Source organism: Streptomyces sp. NPDC054847 (assembly GCF_053610925.1).
Window position 1 is genome coordinate 1 of sequence record NZ_JBSGZJ010000136.1, and the last position, 15929, is coordinate 15929.

14 protein-coding genes are annotated in these 15929 nt (G+C 72.3%); 7 read left to right on the plus strand and 7 right to left on the minus strand.

All coding sequences use genetic code 11. The features are described from left to right. Positions 1-124: 124 nt before the first annotated feature. The 5 genes from ACWGH4_RS16215 to ACWGH4_RS16235 form a co-directional block, all read right to left on the minus strand. Positions 125-841 (minus strand): hypothetical protein, encoded by a 717-nt coding sequence (locus ACWGH4_RS16215; RefSeq protein WP_453460850.1) that lies wholly within the window; start codon positions 839-841, stop codon positions 125-127. A 215-nt stretch (positions 842-1056) separates the two neighbouring features. Further along, positions 1057-2445 carry an MFS transporter gene (locus tag ACWGH4_RS16220; protein ID WP_453460853.1) on the minus strand — a complete coding sequence of 463 codons (1389 nt, stop codon included), beginning with the start codon at positions 2443-2445 and terminating at the stop codon, positions 1057-1059. Between the two features lies 1 nt (position 2446). Continuing rightward, the gene (locus ACWGH4_RS16225; protein WP_453460856.1) at positions 2447-3886 is read right to left on the minus strand and encodes a CitMHS family transporter; all 1440 of its coding nucleotides are present in this window, start codon (positions 3884-3886) and stop codon (positions 2447-2449) included. Between the two features lie 131 nt (positions 3887-4017). After that, positions 4018-6264 carry a molybdopterin oxidoreductase family protein gene (locus ACWGH4_RS16230; RefSeq protein ID WP_453460858.1) on the minus strand — a complete coding sequence of 749 codons (2247 nt, stop codon included), beginning with the start codon at positions 6262-6264 and terminating at the stop codon, positions 4018-4020. Between the two features lie 101 nt (positions 6265-6365). Then, positions 6366-7007 carry a TetR family transcriptional regulator gene (locus ACWGH4_RS16235; RefSeq protein WP_453460861.1) on the minus strand — a complete coding sequence of 214 codons (642 nt, stop codon included), beginning with the start codon at positions 7005-7007 and terminating at the stop codon, positions 6366-6368. Positions 7008-7101: 94 nt separating this feature from the next. Here ACWGH4_RS16235 and hmgA point away from each other — a divergent pair, with 94 nt between their 5' ends. The 3 genes from hmgA (at position 7102) to ACWGH4_RS16250 (ending at position 10427) form a co-directional block, all read left to right on the plus strand. Continuing rightward, complete coding sequence (hmgA, locus tag ACWGH4_RS16240) at positions 7102-8430, plus strand: homogentisate 1,2-dioxygenase (protein ID WP_453460863.1); 1329 nt, start codon at positions 7102-7104, stop codon at positions 8428-8430. A 22-nt stretch (positions 8431-8452) separates the two neighbouring features. Then, positions 8453-9205 carry a GntR family transcriptional regulator gene (locus ACWGH4_RS16245; protein WP_453460865.1) on the plus strand — a complete coding sequence of 251 codons (753 nt, stop codon included), beginning with the start codon at positions 8453-8455 and terminating at the stop codon, positions 9203-9205. A 61-nt stretch (positions 9206-9266) separates the two neighbouring features. Next, the gene (locus tag ACWGH4_RS16250) at positions 9267-10427 is read left to right on the plus strand and encodes a type ISP restriction/modification enzyme (RefSeq protein WP_453460879.1); all 1161 of its coding nucleotides are present in this window, start codon (positions 9267-9269) and stop codon (positions 10425-10427) included. A gap of 99 nt (positions 10428-10526) precedes the next feature. Here ACWGH4_RS16250 and ACWGH4_RS16255 read toward each other — a convergent pair whose 3' ends face one another. Further along, positions 10527-11231, minus strand: coding sequence for a TetR/AcrR family transcriptional regulator C-terminal domain-containing protein (locus tag ACWGH4_RS16255; RefSeq protein WP_441266521.1), 705 nt, complete (start codon positions 11229-11231; stop codon positions 10527-10529). A gap of 62 nt (positions 11232-11293) precedes the next feature. Here ACWGH4_RS16255 and ACWGH4_RS16260 point away from each other — a divergent pair, with 62 nt between their 5' ends. From ACWGH4_RS16260 to ACWGH4_RS16270, 3 genes are read left to right on the plus strand one after another with little or no spacing between them, the layout of a single operon-like run. Then, positions 11294-12238: an ATP-binding cassette domain-containing protein gene (locus ACWGH4_RS16260; protein WP_453460867.1), complete on the plus strand. Its 945-nt coding sequence runs from the start codon at positions 11294-11296 to the stop codon at positions 12236-12238. Beyond that, on the plus strand, positions 12235-13011 hold the full coding sequence (locus ACWGH4_RS16265) for an ABC transporter permease (protein ID WP_453460869.1): 777 nt from the start codon (positions 12235-12237) through the stop codon (positions 13009-13011). Before ACWGH4_RS16260 ends, ACWGH4_RS16265 begins: the two co-directional genes overlap by 4 nt. A gap of 59 nt (positions 13012-13070) precedes the next feature. Next, on the plus strand, positions 13071-14279 hold the full coding sequence (locus tag ACWGH4_RS16270) for a CaiB/BaiF CoA transferase family protein (protein WP_453460872.1): 1209 nt from the start codon (positions 13071-13073) through the stop codon (positions 14277-14279). 61 nt (positions 14280-14340) lie between these two features. Here the strand turns inward: ACWGH4_RS16270 and ACWGH4_RS16275 are convergent, their stop codons facing one another. After that, positions 14341-14604 carry a hypothetical protein gene (locus ACWGH4_RS16275; RefSeq protein WP_159693460.1) on the minus strand — a complete coding sequence of 88 codons (264 nt, stop codon included), beginning with the start codon at positions 14602-14604 and terminating at the stop codon, positions 14341-14343. A gap of 283 nt (positions 14605-14887) precedes the next feature. Here ACWGH4_RS16275 and ACWGH4_RS16280 point away from each other — a divergent pair, with 283 nt between their 5' ends. Beyond that, on the plus strand, positions 14888-15898 hold the full coding sequence (locus tag ACWGH4_RS16280; protein WP_453460876.1) for a serine/threonine-protein kinase: 1011 nt from the start codon (positions 14888-14890) through the stop codon (positions 15896-15898). The last annotated feature ends 31 nt before the right edge of the window (positions 15899-15929 follow it).

A 15929-nucleotide genomic window follows, 5' to 3' on the forward strand; every position in this document is an offset into this window, starting at 1 on the left:
GTCCGGGGGTGCGTCCTGACACCCCCGGACGACGCCGGTGACCAGGGTGGCCGTCACGCTGAGCGTGATGGTCAGACGGCAGGCACGGCTTGGTCCGCGTCGTCGGCGTCGGCGACTCGGTACGTTACGCGGCGCCATGGGCGCGGCGGCGTGCCCGTCGGACGAGGACCAGCCCGGCCGCACCGACCGCGCCCGCGACGAGCGCCGTCGCCGCGCCGACGGAGGAACCGTCGTCCCCGGAGCCCTCGCTGCCGTCGCCGGCCATGCCGCCGCCGCCCGCGGGCACCGCGCCATGGGGCGCGTCCTTGTCGTCCTTCTCCCAGATCGTGCCCTTCTCGTTGTCGTTCTCCTGGCCCTTCTCGCTGTCGTTCTCCGGGCCCTTGTCCCCGTTGTTCTTCTCCTCGTGCTTGTCGCCGTACTTGTCGCAGTCGACCTCGAAGACCTTCTGCTTCGGCACACCGCTCGGGACCGTCCAGGCGAGCAGGTAGTGACCGTTGGGGAGTGCGTACTCCTCGGTGTGGCCCCGGCCGGCGTTCAGCACGAGGCTGTCGGTCAGGGTGGCTCCTGCGGCCGTGGGGGGCTGCGGGGTGATGGTCCAGGTGACCTGCGACAGGCTTTCGAAGTTGAAGGCGCTGAGGCTGAACTTGCAGACTCCCTTGATGTCGTCCCGGGTGTCCCAGTGCTCGACGCCGGCCTTGTGGATCTTGATGTCGCCGCTGTCGCCGATGGCGGCGAAGGCCGCCGGCGCCGTCGCCAGCGTCACGCCGGCGTAGGCCAGGGCGGCAAGGGCGGCCGCCGCCGTGCGGGCACGGCGGGGGCGGAGAGTTGCGGTCGTGCTCATGCGAGGCTCCTTCAAGCCGATGCGATTGTCATACTGATCACGCGATCGCCTGACTAAATGTCACGAATTCGACGTGAAGACGCATCGAAACGCTGAGAAGCCGTCAGAAATGCCCCTACTAGCGGACACCTCGGCTGTGCCGACCGGGCGATTCGGGGTGTCGGCGCCCTGAGCGGCACCGCCCGAGCCACCGCCGGGCGAACGGTCCGCCCCGGTCACCGCCGCCCCGGCCCGCCGGCCTCCCGGGAAGCGCCGCCCGCGGTGCTGCCCGCGGCGCCGCCCGGAAGGCCGCCCGCAGCGCCGCCACGAGCGCCACCCAAGGCACCATTCGGCAGGCCGCCAGCCACGTTGCCCCGAGCGCCACCCTCAGCACCGCCGTCCGGAGCGCCACCCGCGGAGCCGTCCGGGGAACCGCCGTCCTGGCCGACGCCCGCCGACGGTCCGCGTCCGGCGCGGCCGGTGCGCACCGCGGTACCGCCCGACAGCACCAGCAGCACACCGAGCATCACGAAGGGCGCCGCGGCACCGGCGAGCCCGGCGACCAGTCCGGCGGAGGCCGGCGCGGCGACCTGGCCGAGACGGTTGCCGGTCAGCCGCAGGGCGAGCGCCGTCGAACGCGCGCCGGCCGGTGCCGCCTGCACCACCGTCGTCATGGACAACGGCTGCCCCACGCCCAGGCAGAAGCCGAGCGCCGCCAGCATCAGCGCCAGCGCCCACAGCGGCACCGGCAGTGCGATGCCCGCGCACAGCACCCCGCCGAGCAGACAGGTCACGGTCAGCAGGGTGGTACGGCCGAGGTGGCGGATCATCGGCGTCATCACCAGCCGGCACGCGATCGTGGCGGCGGCCCGCAGGCTCAGGAGCAGGCCCACGACGGTGGGCGCGATACCGCGGTGCTCGCCGACCACCGGCAGATACGCGGTGAGGATGTCCGTGGCCGAGAGCACGGCGAGGCTGATGAAGATCCCCGCGGGTACGCCGCGGGTACGCAGGATGCGGTGCACGGGAACCTTCGCGGCGGCCGCGTCCCGGTTGTGCCCGACTCCCTTGTGCCGTAGCTCGATACGCCACATCGAGGTCAGCGAGACGGCCGCCACGGCCGCGGAGACGACGAGCGCCAGCGCACTCGTGCGGGCCATGTCGTCGCCGATCAGCGCGCCCGCGGCAACAGGTCCGGCCAGCTGGCCCAGGGAGGCGCCGATGGTGAAGTGCCCGAAGTTGCGGTCCTGTTCGGCGGGGGCGGACCGGCGGGCGACGATCGACTGGGCGCCGATGACGAAACAGAGGTGGCCGAGTCCCATCACACCGCTCCACGCGGCCATCGTCGGCAGCGAGCCGGCGAGTCCGCTGAGCGCGCAGCCGCCGGCGATCAGCGCGACGCCCGCGTACAGCAGCGGCGCGCAGCGGCCGTGGTCGGTCCTGCGGCCCAGCGGTACGGCGGCGAACAGCGGAAGCAGCGCGTACACACCGGCGATCACACCGATCGCCCGCTCGTCGGCACCGAGCGACAGCGCCCGGTAGGAGACGGCCGGGCGCGCCATCGACACCGCCGCCTGGGCGAACCCGAAGGCGATGACGAGGCGCAGCAGCCAGAGGCGACCCATGTCAGACGATGCCGAACAGGATCCCGGCCCCCAGCACCACCAGGCTGGTCAGGGCTGCCCACTTGACCGTGAAGCGGGTGTGGTCGCCGAACTCGACCTTCGCCATGCCGACGAGGACGTACACGGCGGGGACGAGCGGGCTGGACATGTGCAGCGGCTGGCCGACGAGGGAGGCGCGGGCGATCTCCAGCGGCGAGACGCCGTGGGCGGCGCCCGCCTCCGCGAGGACCGGCAGCACACCGAAGTAGAAGCCGTCGTTCGACATGAAGTACGTGAGCGGCAGGCTCAGTACGCCCGTGACGATCGCCATGTGCGGGCCCATGCCCTCGGGGATGGCGCCGACGAGCCAGTCCGCCATGTGCTCGACCATGCCGGTGCCGGTGAGGACTCCGGTGAAGACGGCGGCGGCGAAGACCATGCCGGCGACGTTCAGGACGTTGTCCGCGTGGGCCGCGATACGTGCCTTCTGGTCCGCCATGGAGGGGAAGTTGACGGTCAGGGCGAGGGCCGCGCCGAGCAGGAAGAGCACCGGGATCGGCAGGAGTTCCATGATCATGGCGGTGAGAAGGGCCAGCGTCAGACCGGCGTTGAACCAGTACAGCTTGGGCCGCAGCGTCGCGCGGTTCGGGTCGAGGCCCTGGAAACCGCCGTCCTGGAGCGGGGCTTCGTCCCCCTCGCGGGCGGACCCGGTGTCCGCTCCCGCACCGGATCCGGCGCCCTCGGCGCCGGTGCCGGAGCCCGTGGTCCCGCCGGCGTGCCCGCCGCCCCCGCCGGCCTTGACGAGCACCGTGCCGGGCTCGGGCTCGAGCGCCTCGTCGAGGGTGAGGTATCCGAGGCGCTTGCGCTCACGACGGCCGAGGACGTACGCGAGGACGAGTACGAAGAGAAGTCCGGCGCCGAGGGCGGGGATCATCGGCACGAAGATGTCGGCCGCGTCCAGCTTGAGGGCGGTGGCGGCACGGGCGGTGGGACCGCCCCAGGGCAGGGTGTTCATCACGCCGTTCGCCGTGGCGGCGATGCCTGTCAGCACGACGAGGCTCATCTTCAGGCGCTTGTAGAGCGGATACATCGCCGAGACCGTGATCATGAAGGTCGTGGAGCCGTCGCCGTCGAGCGAGACGATGGCGGCGAGCACCGCCGTACCGATCACGATGCGCAGCGGGTCCGCCTTGCAGAAGCGCAGGATGCCCCGCACGATCGGGTCGAACAGCCCGACGTCGATCATCACGCCGAAGTAGACGATGGCGAACATCAGCATCGCCGCCGTCGGGGCGAGGTTCCCCACACCTTCGAGGACGTAGTCCCCGAGCTGCGCGCCCTGCCCGACGGCGACGCAGAAGAGTGCGGGGATGAGGACCAGCGCCGCGATCGGCGACATCTTCTTCATCATGATCAGGACCAGGAAGGTCGCGATCATGGCGAAGCCGAGGACTGTCAGCATGGGGACACCTAACGTTCATCCTTGAACTGCCACCGGAGGAGCGGCCCACCGGTGGGTCCGGATGACGTTAGGTGTCGCCATCTGCCGTTAACAAGACGTTGACCCGTGAGCAATACGAGCAAAACCCCAGGTCATCGGCTTGGCGCTACATCCACCGGGATGGCGTTGAGCACCGCGGTGCCCGACAGGGGGTCCAGCCGGGAGCCGTCGAGCAGCTGGTTGACGTTGACTCCGGGACGGCCGGCGGCCACCGACATGCGGATGCCGGGACGGTCGTGGCCCCAGCCGTGCGGCAGGCTGACGACACCGGGGCGCACCGTGTCCGTGATCTCGACGGGGGCCGACACGACGCCTCCGTCGCCGGTGACGCTCACCGACGCTCCGTCCTCGAGTCCGAGCCGGGCCGCGTCGTCGGGGTGCATGTGCAGGGTGCACCGGTTGGAACCGCCGTTCAGCGCGGGCACGTTGTGCAGCCAGCTGTTGTTGGAACGCAGATGGCGGCGGCCGACCAGCACGAGGCCCTCCGGCCGGGCCGCGAGGGCGGCGCGCAGCCTGGGCAGATCGTCCGCGACGGGGCCGGGCAGCAGCTCGACGCGTCCGCTGCGGGTCTTGAGGATCTGCGGGATGCGGGGCCGCAGGGGGCCGAGGTCGACGCCGTGCGGAGCCTCCAGCAGCATGTCGAGGGTCAGGTCGTACGGGCCGAGGCGCAGCATCATGTCGAGACGGCGCTCGGGGCCGGTGCGTCCGGTGAGTTCGGCGGCGACATCCTCCGCCGCGCGGCCGTGCACCGGGGAAGCGGGGTCCGCGACCGCCTTGGCGAGGGTGCTGTTGATGACCATGTCGTCGACGGCTGACGGCTCCGCGCCGTGCATGCCGGAGACGGCGAGGATCAGGCGCGCGTGGATCTCGCACTCGTCCATCAGCCCCTCCTCCAGCGGTACGGCGGCGGGACTGAAGCGGGCCTGGTTGCTGACGGCGAAGGCGTTGAAGGCGAAGTCGAAGTGCGCGCTCCGGGAGGGCGGCGGCGGGGGCAGCACCACGTCGGCGTGGCGTGAGGTCTCGTTGAGATAGGGGTCGACGCTCACCATCAGGCCGAGGCCGGCCAGGGCCCGGTCGAGGCGGTCGCCGTCGGGGGCGGAGAGCACCGGATTGGCCGCGATCACGATCAGGGCGCGGATCTGTCCGTCGCCCGGGGTCTCGATCTCCTCCGCGAGGGCGGCGACGGGCAGTTCGCCCTTGGCCTCCGGGTGGCCGCTCACCCGGCTCCTCCAGCGGCCGAGGGAGAACCCCTTGCCGGGGGCGGCCGGCCGCGGAGCGCGTTCGGTGGCGGACAGGGGGAAGAGTGCGCCGCCTGGCCTGTCGAGGTTGCCGGTCAGCACGTTGAGGACGTCGACGAGCCAGCTGGCGAGGGTGCCGTGTTCGACGGTGCAGCTGCCGATGCGCCCGTAGACGGCCGCGGTGGGGGCGCCCGCGAGCTCGCGGGCCATCGTGCGGATCTCCTCGGCGTCCATGTCGCAGGCCGCCGCCACGGCCTCAGGTGTGAAGTCCTTCACGGCGGCCTCCACTTCGGCCACCCCCTCGACATGGGCGGCGAGTGCGCCGAGGTCGGTGAGTCCTTCTTCGAACAGCACCTGGGTGAGGGCGGCGAGCAGCAGCGCGTCGGTGCCGGGCCGGATCGCGACGTGCCGGTCGGCGAGCTGGGCGGTGCGGGTGCGGCGCGGGTCGACGACGGTCAGGGTCCCGCCGCGGCGGCGGAGGGCCTTGAGCTTGCCGGGGAAGTCGGGCGCGGTGCACAGGCTGCCGTTGGACTCCAGCGGGTTGGCGCCGAGCAGCAGCAGGTGGTCGGTGCGGTCCAGGTCGGGCACGGGGATGGCCGTGGCGCTGCCGAAGAGCAGTCCGCTGGAGACGTGTTTGGGCATCTGGTCGAGCGTCGACGCGGAGTAGACGTTGCGGGTGCCCAGGGCGGAGAGCAGGACGGGCGGGTAGAGGGCGCCGGCCATGGTGTGGACGTTCGGGTTGCCGAGGACCACTCCGACGGCGTTCGGTCCGTGCTCCTCGATCAGCGGCCTGATCCGCGCGGCGATCAGGTCGAAGGCTTCCTGCCAGGTGGCGGCGCGCAGTTCGCCGTTCTCCCGGATCAGGGGTGTGCGCAGCCGGTCCGGGTCGGCGTCGAGCTCCCCGAAGGAGGCGCCCTTCGGGCAGATGAAGCCACGGCTGAAGATGTCGTCGCGGTCTCCGCGGGCGCGGGTGACGCGGCTGCCCTCGATGGTGAGGGTCAGCCCGCAGGTGGCTTCGCACAGCGGGCAGACCCGCAGTGCGGTGCGGGTGGGCTCCCCCGGGGCGGCGGCGGTGGATTCGGCTGGAGCGGTGCGGGACACGGGTCCTCCCCGGACGGGCGTGGGCGGCGACGGCGTGGACGGCGGCGGCAGGGACGCCGAACCTGAGCATACCGACCGGTATGCATGTGCGGGAGGGTCTTTCACGCCCGGTTTTCACGCGGCCCGGGGGCGTCCAGGACGTCGGAGAGATAGGCGCGGAGCAGCCGTCGGGTCTCCGCGATGATCGCCTCGTCACCGCCGGCCCTCGACCGGAACGCCAGTTGCAGCAGCGCGTCCGCCGCCTCCACGCACACCAGCACCGCCGTGCGCAGCTCCGCGTCGGACTCGCGCCCCAGGTGCGAGGCCAGCATTTGGCCGAGCCGGTCGGCGACCTCGTGGTGCACGCCGTCCACCGGCGCGCCGACCGGCAGCTGGGCCCCGAAGTCGACGAGGGTGAAGCCGGGGCAGGTGCGCTTCATCGCCAGGTACTCGTCGAGCATCACATCGATGGCGGCGCCCCAGTCCTCACCGGAGGATGCGACGAGCCGCCGGGAGACGTGGTCGGCGTAGGCATCGAGATTGCGGTGGCCGAGCGCGACGACCAGCGCGCGCTTGTTGCCGAAGAAGCGGTAGACGGATCCGATGGGCACTCCCGCCCGCACCGCGACCGCCCGGGTCGACAGCTGCTCGTAGCCGCTTTCGTCCAGCAGTGCGGCGCACGCGTCGAGGATGCGGGCGAGCCGGTCGGCGCTTCGTCGCTGGACCGGACGGCGGCGCAGTGGTGGCTGGGACACGCGGCCCATCATGCCGGTCCGTTGCCGTTGACGGGGCCGAGGTGCAATCCTACGGTTGTCCATAGGAATGGATTGAGGAATCCTTCAGCACCAGGAGCGGGCGATGAGTGGCACCGGACAGGCGCGGAAGATTGTCGAGGGGCTCACGGAGGCGTCGTTCTCCCCCGGCTTCGGCAACGAGCACAGCTCGGAGGCGGAGCCCGGCGCACTTCCGCACGGGCGCAACTCCCCCCAGCGCGCCCCCCTCGGTCTCTACGCGGAACAGCTCAGCGGCTCGGCCTTCACCGAGCCCCGGGCGCACAACCGCCGGTCGTGGCTGTACCGCATCCGCCCCTCTGCCGCACACCCTCCCTTCGTCCGCGTCGACAACGGCCACGTCCGTACCGCCCCCTTCACCGAGACCGTGCCCGACCCGAACCGGCTGCGCTGGAACCCGCTGCCCCAGCCGGCCACCGGCACCGACTGGCTGGCCGGGCTGTGGACGCTCGGCGGCAACGGCGACGTGACACAGCGCACCGGCATGGCCGTGCACCTCTACCACGCCAATACGTCCATGACCGACCGCGTGTTCAGCAACGCGGACGGCGAACTGCTGATCGTCCCCGAGCACGGCGGGCTGCTGCTCGTGACCGAGTTCGGGCTGCTCCCCGCCCGGCCCGGGGAGGTCGCCCTCGTCCCCCGCGGCGTTCGCTTTCGGGTCGAGCTGCTGGACGCCACCGCCCGGGGCTACGTCTGCGAGAACTACGGGCAGCCCTTCGAGCTTCCCGAGCTCGGTCCGATCGGCGCCAACGGCCTGGCCAACGCCCGCGACTTCCTGGCCCCCGTCGCCGCCTACGAGGACGTCGAGCAGCCGGTCGAGGTGGTCAACAAGTTCTGCGGGAACCTGTGGGCGGCGACCTACGACCACTCCCCGCTCGATGTGGTCGCCTGGCACGGCACCCATGTCCCGTACGTCTACGACCTGCGCCGCTTCAACGTCATCGGGACGATCTCGTACGACCACCCCGACCCGTCGATCTTCACGGTGCTGACCTCGCCCTCCGACACCCCGGGGCTCGCCGGTGTCGACTTCGTCGTCTTCGCACCGCGCTGGCTGGTCGGCGAGGACACCTTCCGCCCGCCGTACTTCCACCGCAACGTGATGAGCGAGTACATGGGCCTGATCGAGGGTGCGTACGACGCGAAGGCCGAAGGTTTCGTCCCCGGCGGCGGCTCGCTGCACAACATGATGTCGGCGCACGGTCCCGACCGGGAGACCTTCGACCGGGCGAGCGCGGCCGAGCTGAAGCCGCAGAAGATCGACGACGGCCTTGCCTTCATGTTCGAGACCCGCTGGCCGGTGACCGCCACCGCTCAGGCGGCGAACGCCGACCATCTGCAGATGGGGTACGACGACGTGTGGCAGGGTCTTCAGCGCCACTTCAGGTCGTAGTTCGTCGTAGTACGGAGATGCCGTGACCTCCTTCGCCCCCGACTCGCTGGTCCTGAACCGCAAGCTGCCGCTGTGGTACCAGGTCTCGCAGTCCCTGCGCGCCTCGATACTGGGCCGAACGCCCGAGGCGTCGCTGCGGCTGCCCACAGAGGAACAGCTCGCCCAGCATTACGGAGTGAGCGTCCTGACCATGCGTCAGGCACTCAAGGAGCTGGAGGAGGAGGGTCTGATCAGCCGGCACCGCCGGCGCGGCACCTTCATCGAATCGGGGGCACGCCGCGGCGCGCCCCGGCGGCTGCTGGGCTCGATCGACGCGATCGTCGCCCAGCAGTCCGGCGAACGCACCACGGTCCTCGGCCACGGCCCGGAGCCGGTGCCGGTCGAGCTCGCCGAGCACTTCCCCGGGGCCGCCGAGGTCGTGGTGTACCGGAGGCTGCGCTGCGACGGCGACAGCGGCGAGCCCACCAACTGGGCGGAGAACGCCCTGCATCCCGATGTCGCCGCCGGGCTGGACATCGCCGACCTGGAACGCTGGCCGATGACCAAGGTCCTGCGGGACGCCCTCGGTGTCCGTATCAGCCGGATCACCGACACGGTGGAGGCCCGGCTCGCCGACCCGCGGACCGCGGAACTGCTGCGAGTGCCCCTGCTGAGCCCGATCCTGCACTACACCGGTGTGACCTACGACGACACCGGCCGGGTCGTGGACGTGGCCCGCATCCGCTACCGCGGGGACCGGTTCTCCTTCTCGGTCACCGTGGATGCCGCGGACTGAGCCTGACTAGCATGCGACGGTGACTGCTCTCACCGAGGACGTGCCGCTGCTCGACGACCTCATGCCCTGGTCCGTGGCGCCGCTGCGGCTGGGCAGGGACTGGGTGATGGCGCCGGACGCCGCGTCCCTGCGGGCCCGCTGGGACGCCCTCGTACGGGCGGAGGACGGCACCCGCGAGACACTGTTCCGGGTCTCCAGGGCCCGGGGCACGCACGGCACGGTGGCCCAGCTGCCGGGCCAGCCGACCGGTACGGGACGCATGGCGCGCGAGACCGGCCGCTGCCCGGAACCCGTGCGGGTGCTGCACGGCGCCTTCGACGAACAGTGGCTGATCCCCGACCACCGGCTGATCGACGTCGCCCGGCCCGAGCTGTGGCGGGTACGGGACGAGCGGCAGCTGTTCGTCGTCGAACAGGGACACGTGCCGAAGGCCGCCGGACCCGCGCTCACGGTCACCGCCCTGCTCCCGGACGGCCGTTCGCCCGCCGGGCGTCCCGGCCGTATCCGCCCTCTGTACCGGCGGCCCGGCGGACACGAACCCAACATCACACCCGGTCTCACCGGCCTGCTGGCCGAGCGGTACGGGCAGCCCGTCGACGCCGAGGACCTGGCCGCCTGGACGGTCGCGGCCGCGGCGCCCTCCCCCGTCGGATGCGTGGTGCCCCTGACGGCGGACGCCGGCGTCTGGTCCACCGGGGTGGCACTCGGCCAGGAGATGATCCGCGTCATGCTGCGCGGCGCGCGGGGCGGCGACCGCCCCCGGCTCCCCGGCGGCCGCCGGCCCTACGTCCGCGCCGCGCTGCCGGCCCGGCCGGACTCGATCGACTACGCCCCCGAGGACGAGGCCCTGCTCCTCGGCGGCACCGGCCGCATCTCCCCCGTCCCGCGTACGGCATGGGACTTCGAGGTGGGCGGGGTCCGGGTGCTGGAGCTCTGGTTCGACCGGCGCACGTCGACAGGCGAGGCGGGCACGCTGGAGGCACTGCGCCCGGCGACCTGGCCGCAGGAGTGGACCTCCGAGCTGCTGGAACTGGTCACGGTCCTGGCACTGCTGGCGGAACTGGCCCCGCGGCGGGCGGCGCTGACGTCCACCGGCCCCCTGATCTCCGCCACGGAACTGCGCGCGTCGGGCGTCCTGCCCCCACCGCCGGCGACCCGCCGCCCGGCGTCGGTCCTCGACCACCAGGAGGAGGGCCCGGAGGGGCAGTTCGCCCTCCTGTGAGGCGTCCGTGTTCCGAGGGGCTCCGCCCCCGGACCGGTTCCGGGGCGGGGTACGGCCCGCGGCAGGCGCCATGCCCCCACGCACGCGCCCCGCACGCCGTCAGGCGAACGCGTCGATCACCCGCCTCAGCACCCGCTCGAACGTCTCCTCCGCGTCCCCCGGCTCCGCCGCCTCCCCCAGCGCCGCCGCCAGCCGTGGGTAGTCCCCGCCCGCCACCTGACCCGCCAGATACGCGCGGCGTGCCGCCTGTTCCTGCTCCGGCGACCACGGGAGGGACCTGGCGCGTTCGGCCATCGCGAGTTCGGTCGCGACCGTCGTCATCACCGTGCCGTTGACCATCGCGATCAGCTCGAACTTCGTGCCGTACGGCGCGTCCAGGCCCTCCAGCGCGCGCAGGCACCACTCCAGGTAGCGCAGCACGTTGGGGCTGAAGCCGTACAGCGGTGACATCACCCGGGCGAGCCATGGATGGCGGAGCATCATGGCCCGCGCCTGGTGCGCGAGGGCGAGCATCTCCGCGCGCCAGTCGTCCGACGGCTCCCCGAGCTCGTACTCGCCGCTGACCGCGTCGACCATCAGCTCGTACAGGTCCTCCTTGCGGGGCACGTAGTTGTACAGCGACATCGTGCCGCAGCCCAGCAGCGCCGCGACCTTGCGCATGGAGAGGGCGTCGATGCCCTCCTCGTCCGCGATGCGCACGGCGGCCGCCGCGATGTCGCTCCGGCTGTACGCCGGTTTCGGACCTCTGCCCGTGCGCTCGGGGCGCGCCCAGATCACTTCCGGTTCGGCCGCTCGGCCCGCCATGGATCATCACCTCCCTCACATCCTAGTTACGTACAGCGTACGTAGTGAGGTACGGTCGACCCATGACAACTACGTACGCTGTACTTAGTGAGGGTCTGGAGAAGCGGTTCGGCGACGTCCGCGCCCTCCGCGGCCTCGATCTGGCCGTCGCCCGGGGCACGGTCTGCGCGGTGCTCGGCCCCAACGGCGCCGGGAAGACGACCGCCGTACGCATCCTGGCCACACTGACCAGGCCCGACGCGGGCAGCGCCACGGTCGCCGGGCAGGACCTGCGGCGTGATCCCGCCGCCGTACGCCGCCGCATCGGCGTCGTCGGGCAGTACGCCTCGGTCGACGGAGACCTGACGGGCGCGGAGAACCTGCGACTGTTCGCCCGGCTGCTGCGCGCCCCCCGCACCCGGGCCGCCGAGCTGCTGGAGCGGTTCGGTCTGACCGAGGCCGCCGGCCGCCCGGCCCGTACCTACTCGGGCGGCATGCGCCGCCGGCTCGACCTGGCGGCCGGGCTGATCACGCGCCCCGAGGTGCTGTTCCTGGACGAGCCGACCACCGGTCTCGACCCGCACAGCCGGAACGAGATCTGGGACGCGGTGCGGCATCTGACCGAAGAGGGCACGACCGTGCTGCTGACCACCCAGTACCTCGAGGAGGCCGACCGGCTCGCCGACGACGTCGTACTGATCGACGGTGGCCGCGCCACCCACAACGGCACCCCGGCCGAACTCAAGGGGCTCATCGGCAACTACGCGGAGGTGGTCGTCCTCGACCGGACCGCGTTGCCGGCCGCGGCGGCCGTCCTCGATCAGCTGACCGGCGCAAAGCCGGTCGTGGACGTGGAGCGCCGGTCCGCCGGGGCCGTCACCACCAACCCGACGCTCACCCTGCCCCGGCTCGTGCGGGAGCTCGACGCGGCGGGGATCGCGGTCCTGGACGCCGGGCTGCGCCCGCCCACCCTGGACGAGGTGTTCCTCCGCCTCACCGGCCGACCCGTGAAGGAGCCCGTCGCATGAGCACCGTCGTCCTCGACAGCACGGCCGTCCTCGGCCGCCACCTGCTGCGCATGAAGCACGCCCCCGCGATCCCCGTCATGACGCAGACCATGCCGATCGTCTTCCTGCTCTTCTTCGGCTACGTATTCGGCAGCGCGATGGCCATGCCGGGCGCCGACTACCGGGCCTTCCTGGTCCCGGGCATGCTCGTGGCGACCGCCGCGAACGGCATCATGACCGGGATGTTCACCGCCGCCCAGGACTCCCATCGCGGCGTCATGGACCGCTTCCGCTCCCTGCCCATGAGCCGCGGCGCGGTCCCGTTCGGCCAGGCGGCCGCGGATCTCGTGGTCGCGGCGGCCGGCCTGGTGCCGCTCCTGCTCGTCGGCCTCGCGATGGGCTGGCGGATCGAGGGCAGCGCCCTCGAGGCCCTCGGCGGATTCGGGATCCTGCTGCTCTTCCGCTTCGCCTCGACCTGGGCCGGCATCCTCCTCGGCCTCGCCTCGCGCAGCGAGGAGGCGGCGGGGCAGCTGGGTGGCGCGACCTTCATGCTGCCGCTGCTGTCGAACGCGTATCTGCCGACCGACGGGCTGCCGGGCGCACTGCGGACGGTCGCCGAGTGGAACCCCGTCTCCGCGGTCACCGCCGCGGTGCGGGACCTCTTCGGCAACGCTTCCCCGGCGGCGGACGCGGCCTGGCCGGTGGCCCATCCGGTGGCCGGAGCGGTGTGCTGGTCACTGGTGCTGCTGGCGGTCTGCGTGCCGCTCGCGGTGCGGCGCTACGCCCGGTCCTGACCGCGCCCGCGCCCGGCGGTGGTGACAAAGGTGCCACCTACACGATATGCACGGCTGTCATGAGCCCACAGCCGCCGCCCCTGCCCCTCCCCCTCGACGGCATCACCGTCGTCGCCGTCGAGCAGGCCGTCTCCGCCCCCTTCGCGACCCGCCAGCTCGCCGACCTCGGCGCCCGGGTGATCAAGGTGGAGCGGCCGGACGGCGGGGACTTCGCCCGCGGTTACGACACCGCGGCCCTAGGTCTCGCCTCGCACTTCGTGTGGTGCAACCGGGGCAAGGAGTCCATCGCGGTGGATCTGAAGGATCCGCGCGGCCTCGACATCGTGCACCGGCTGGTCGCCGGCGCCGATGTGTTCGTGCAAAACCTCGCGCAGGGCGCGGCGGCCCGGCTCGGACTGGACGCCGCCGCGCTGTGCGAGGCGCATCCGAGGCTCGTCGCCGTCGACATCTCCGGCTACGGCTCCGGCGGCCCGTACGCGCACAAGCGTGCCTACGACATGCTCGTGCAGTGCGAGGCGGGGCTGGTGTCGGTGACCGGGACGGCGGAGGAGCCCGTGAAGGCGGGCGTTCCGGCGGCCGACATCGCGGCGGCCATGTACGCGTTCTCCGGGGTGCTCGCCGCCCTGTTGCGCAGGGGGACGACCGGCCGCGGCGGCGTCGTGGAGATCTCCATGCTGGAGGCGCTCGCCGAGTGGATGGGGCACCCGCTGCACCACGGGATGCACGGGGGCGAGCCGCCGGCCCGTACGGGACTCGCGCATGCCGTCATCTCCCCGTACGACGCCTATGCGACCGCCGACGGCGGTCAGGTGCTGCTGTCGGTGCAGAACGACCGCGAGTGGCGGCGGCTCGCCGAACAGGTCCTGGGCCGGCCCGAACTGGCCCTCGATCCCGACTTCGCGACCAACCGGGCACGCACGGCGAACCGTGAGCGGACGGACGCGGCGGTGGCCAAGGCCCTGGCGGGACTGGACACGGCGGACGCGGTGGCGCGGCTGGAGGCGGCGGGGATCGCCTGCGCACGGCTGAACAGCATGGCGGACGTGGCCGCCCATCCGCAGCTCGCGGCACGGGACCGGTGGCGCGAGGTCGCCTCACCGGCGGGGCCGTTGAAGGCGATGCTGCCCCCGATCACACTGCCGGGCGGGGAACCGGCTCGGATGGGGGCGATTGCCGGTCTGGGTGAGCACACGGACGCGCTGCTGCGGGGCCTGGGGATGACGGATGAGGCGGCAGCGCTGTTGCGCCGGGACGGTGTGGTCGCCTGAGCGGGGTGGGCGCGCTCGTCCCGACGCGTGGGAGCCGTGGGTGGTTCGGCCGGGGGTCGGGTCAGCCGCGGCTGCCGAACAGTGAACGGCGGAGCCTGCGCAGCGGTGCGAAGAGCGACACGCGCGCACTCTTGCTCCTGCGGCTGCGCGTCACGTCGCGCGAGGTCAGTTCACGCATCAGCAGCGTCGCCTCCGCCGCCTCGACCTGCGGGACGGCCGGTCCGCCGAGCACCGAGAGGTGCCGGTCGAGACGCGAACTCGTCGCACCGCTTCCGCATGTGATGGCAGGCACACGCGGCCTGCTGCGCACTGTTATCTGTTCCATGTCACTCCCCACCCGTACGAGGCACCCGGCCCGGGCAGGTTAACCCTATCTCCCCGCCGGGACACCCGTGTATCCCGCCCGCATGATTCACCACACCCGTACGCGGGTTGACAACTACTCTCCGAATGCGGCTGATTCCAGGGCGAGTTGGACAGCGCGTGCGCGACTTCCGGTCTTCCTTCGTACTGATGACCAATCAATGACTCTTGAAACGCCTGGAGTTGAGTTAGCTTGAAGTGCTTTCCACCGGCTTGCGGCTCCAGGTCGCGGACAGGGGGCCACCATGAGCGACGTGCCGGAAACGCCGGGAGCGGTACGACTGGTCGCCGGCCGCTACCACCTGCTGAGCCCGCTGGACGAGGACGCCACGGGAGTCGTGTGGCTGGCCCGCGACGAGGTCCTCGGCCGCCAGGTCGCGGTCAGGGAGGTCAGGCCGCCGGCCTCGCTCGGAGCCGGGGACGTCCGGGATCTGTACGAGCACCTGGAGAACGCGGCCCGCGCCGCCGGCCGGGTCTCGCACCGCAATGTGGTCGCCGTCCATGACGTGGCGACGGAGGACGGCCGGCCGTGGATCGTGATGGAACTGGTGCGCGGGCTGTCCCTCTCCGACGTGCTCGACGCGGAAGGGCCGCTGCCACCGCGCCGCGCCGCCCATATGGGGGCGGAGGTACTGGCGGCCCTGCGGGCGGCGCACGCAGCGGGTGTGCTGCACCTGGACGTGCGGCCGTCGAACGTGCTGATCGCCAACGACGGCCGGGTGATGGTCACCGGCTTCGGCGCGCTGACGGCCCGCGACTCCCCCGGGTTCGGTGCCCCGGAAGTACTGGCCGGCCGCGACCCGGGCCCTGAGTCCGACCTGTGGTCACTCGGGGCGATGCTGCACGCGGCGACGGAGGGACGGTCCGCGTTCGGCACGGACCACGGCCGCGGCGAGCAGGCCGAGGCGGGCAGGGCGGACACCCTGGGCGCGGTCGTCACGGAACTGCTGCACCGCAATCCGGCGGAGCGGCTCGACGCGGCGGAGGCCGAGCACCGGTTGCGCCTGGCGAGCGCGGGCGGTGGTGCGCGTACGGATGTGCCGGTGTCGGCGGCCGCGCCCTCGGCCGCGGAGGAGTCCGTGCCGCGGTCCGGGCCGGAGGCGGAGCCGGCCCCCGGACGACCCCCGGCAGTGACCGCCGTGGCCGAGCCGCAGAGCGACGGCTCGAAACGGGCCACGGCGGTCCTGGCGGTGGGGGTGGCGCTGCTGCTGCTCTTCGTCGTCGCCCTCGTCTGGCTGGTGGCCGGGGGCACTTGAGACCGTGGCGCCTGTCCGGGAGGAACACGGC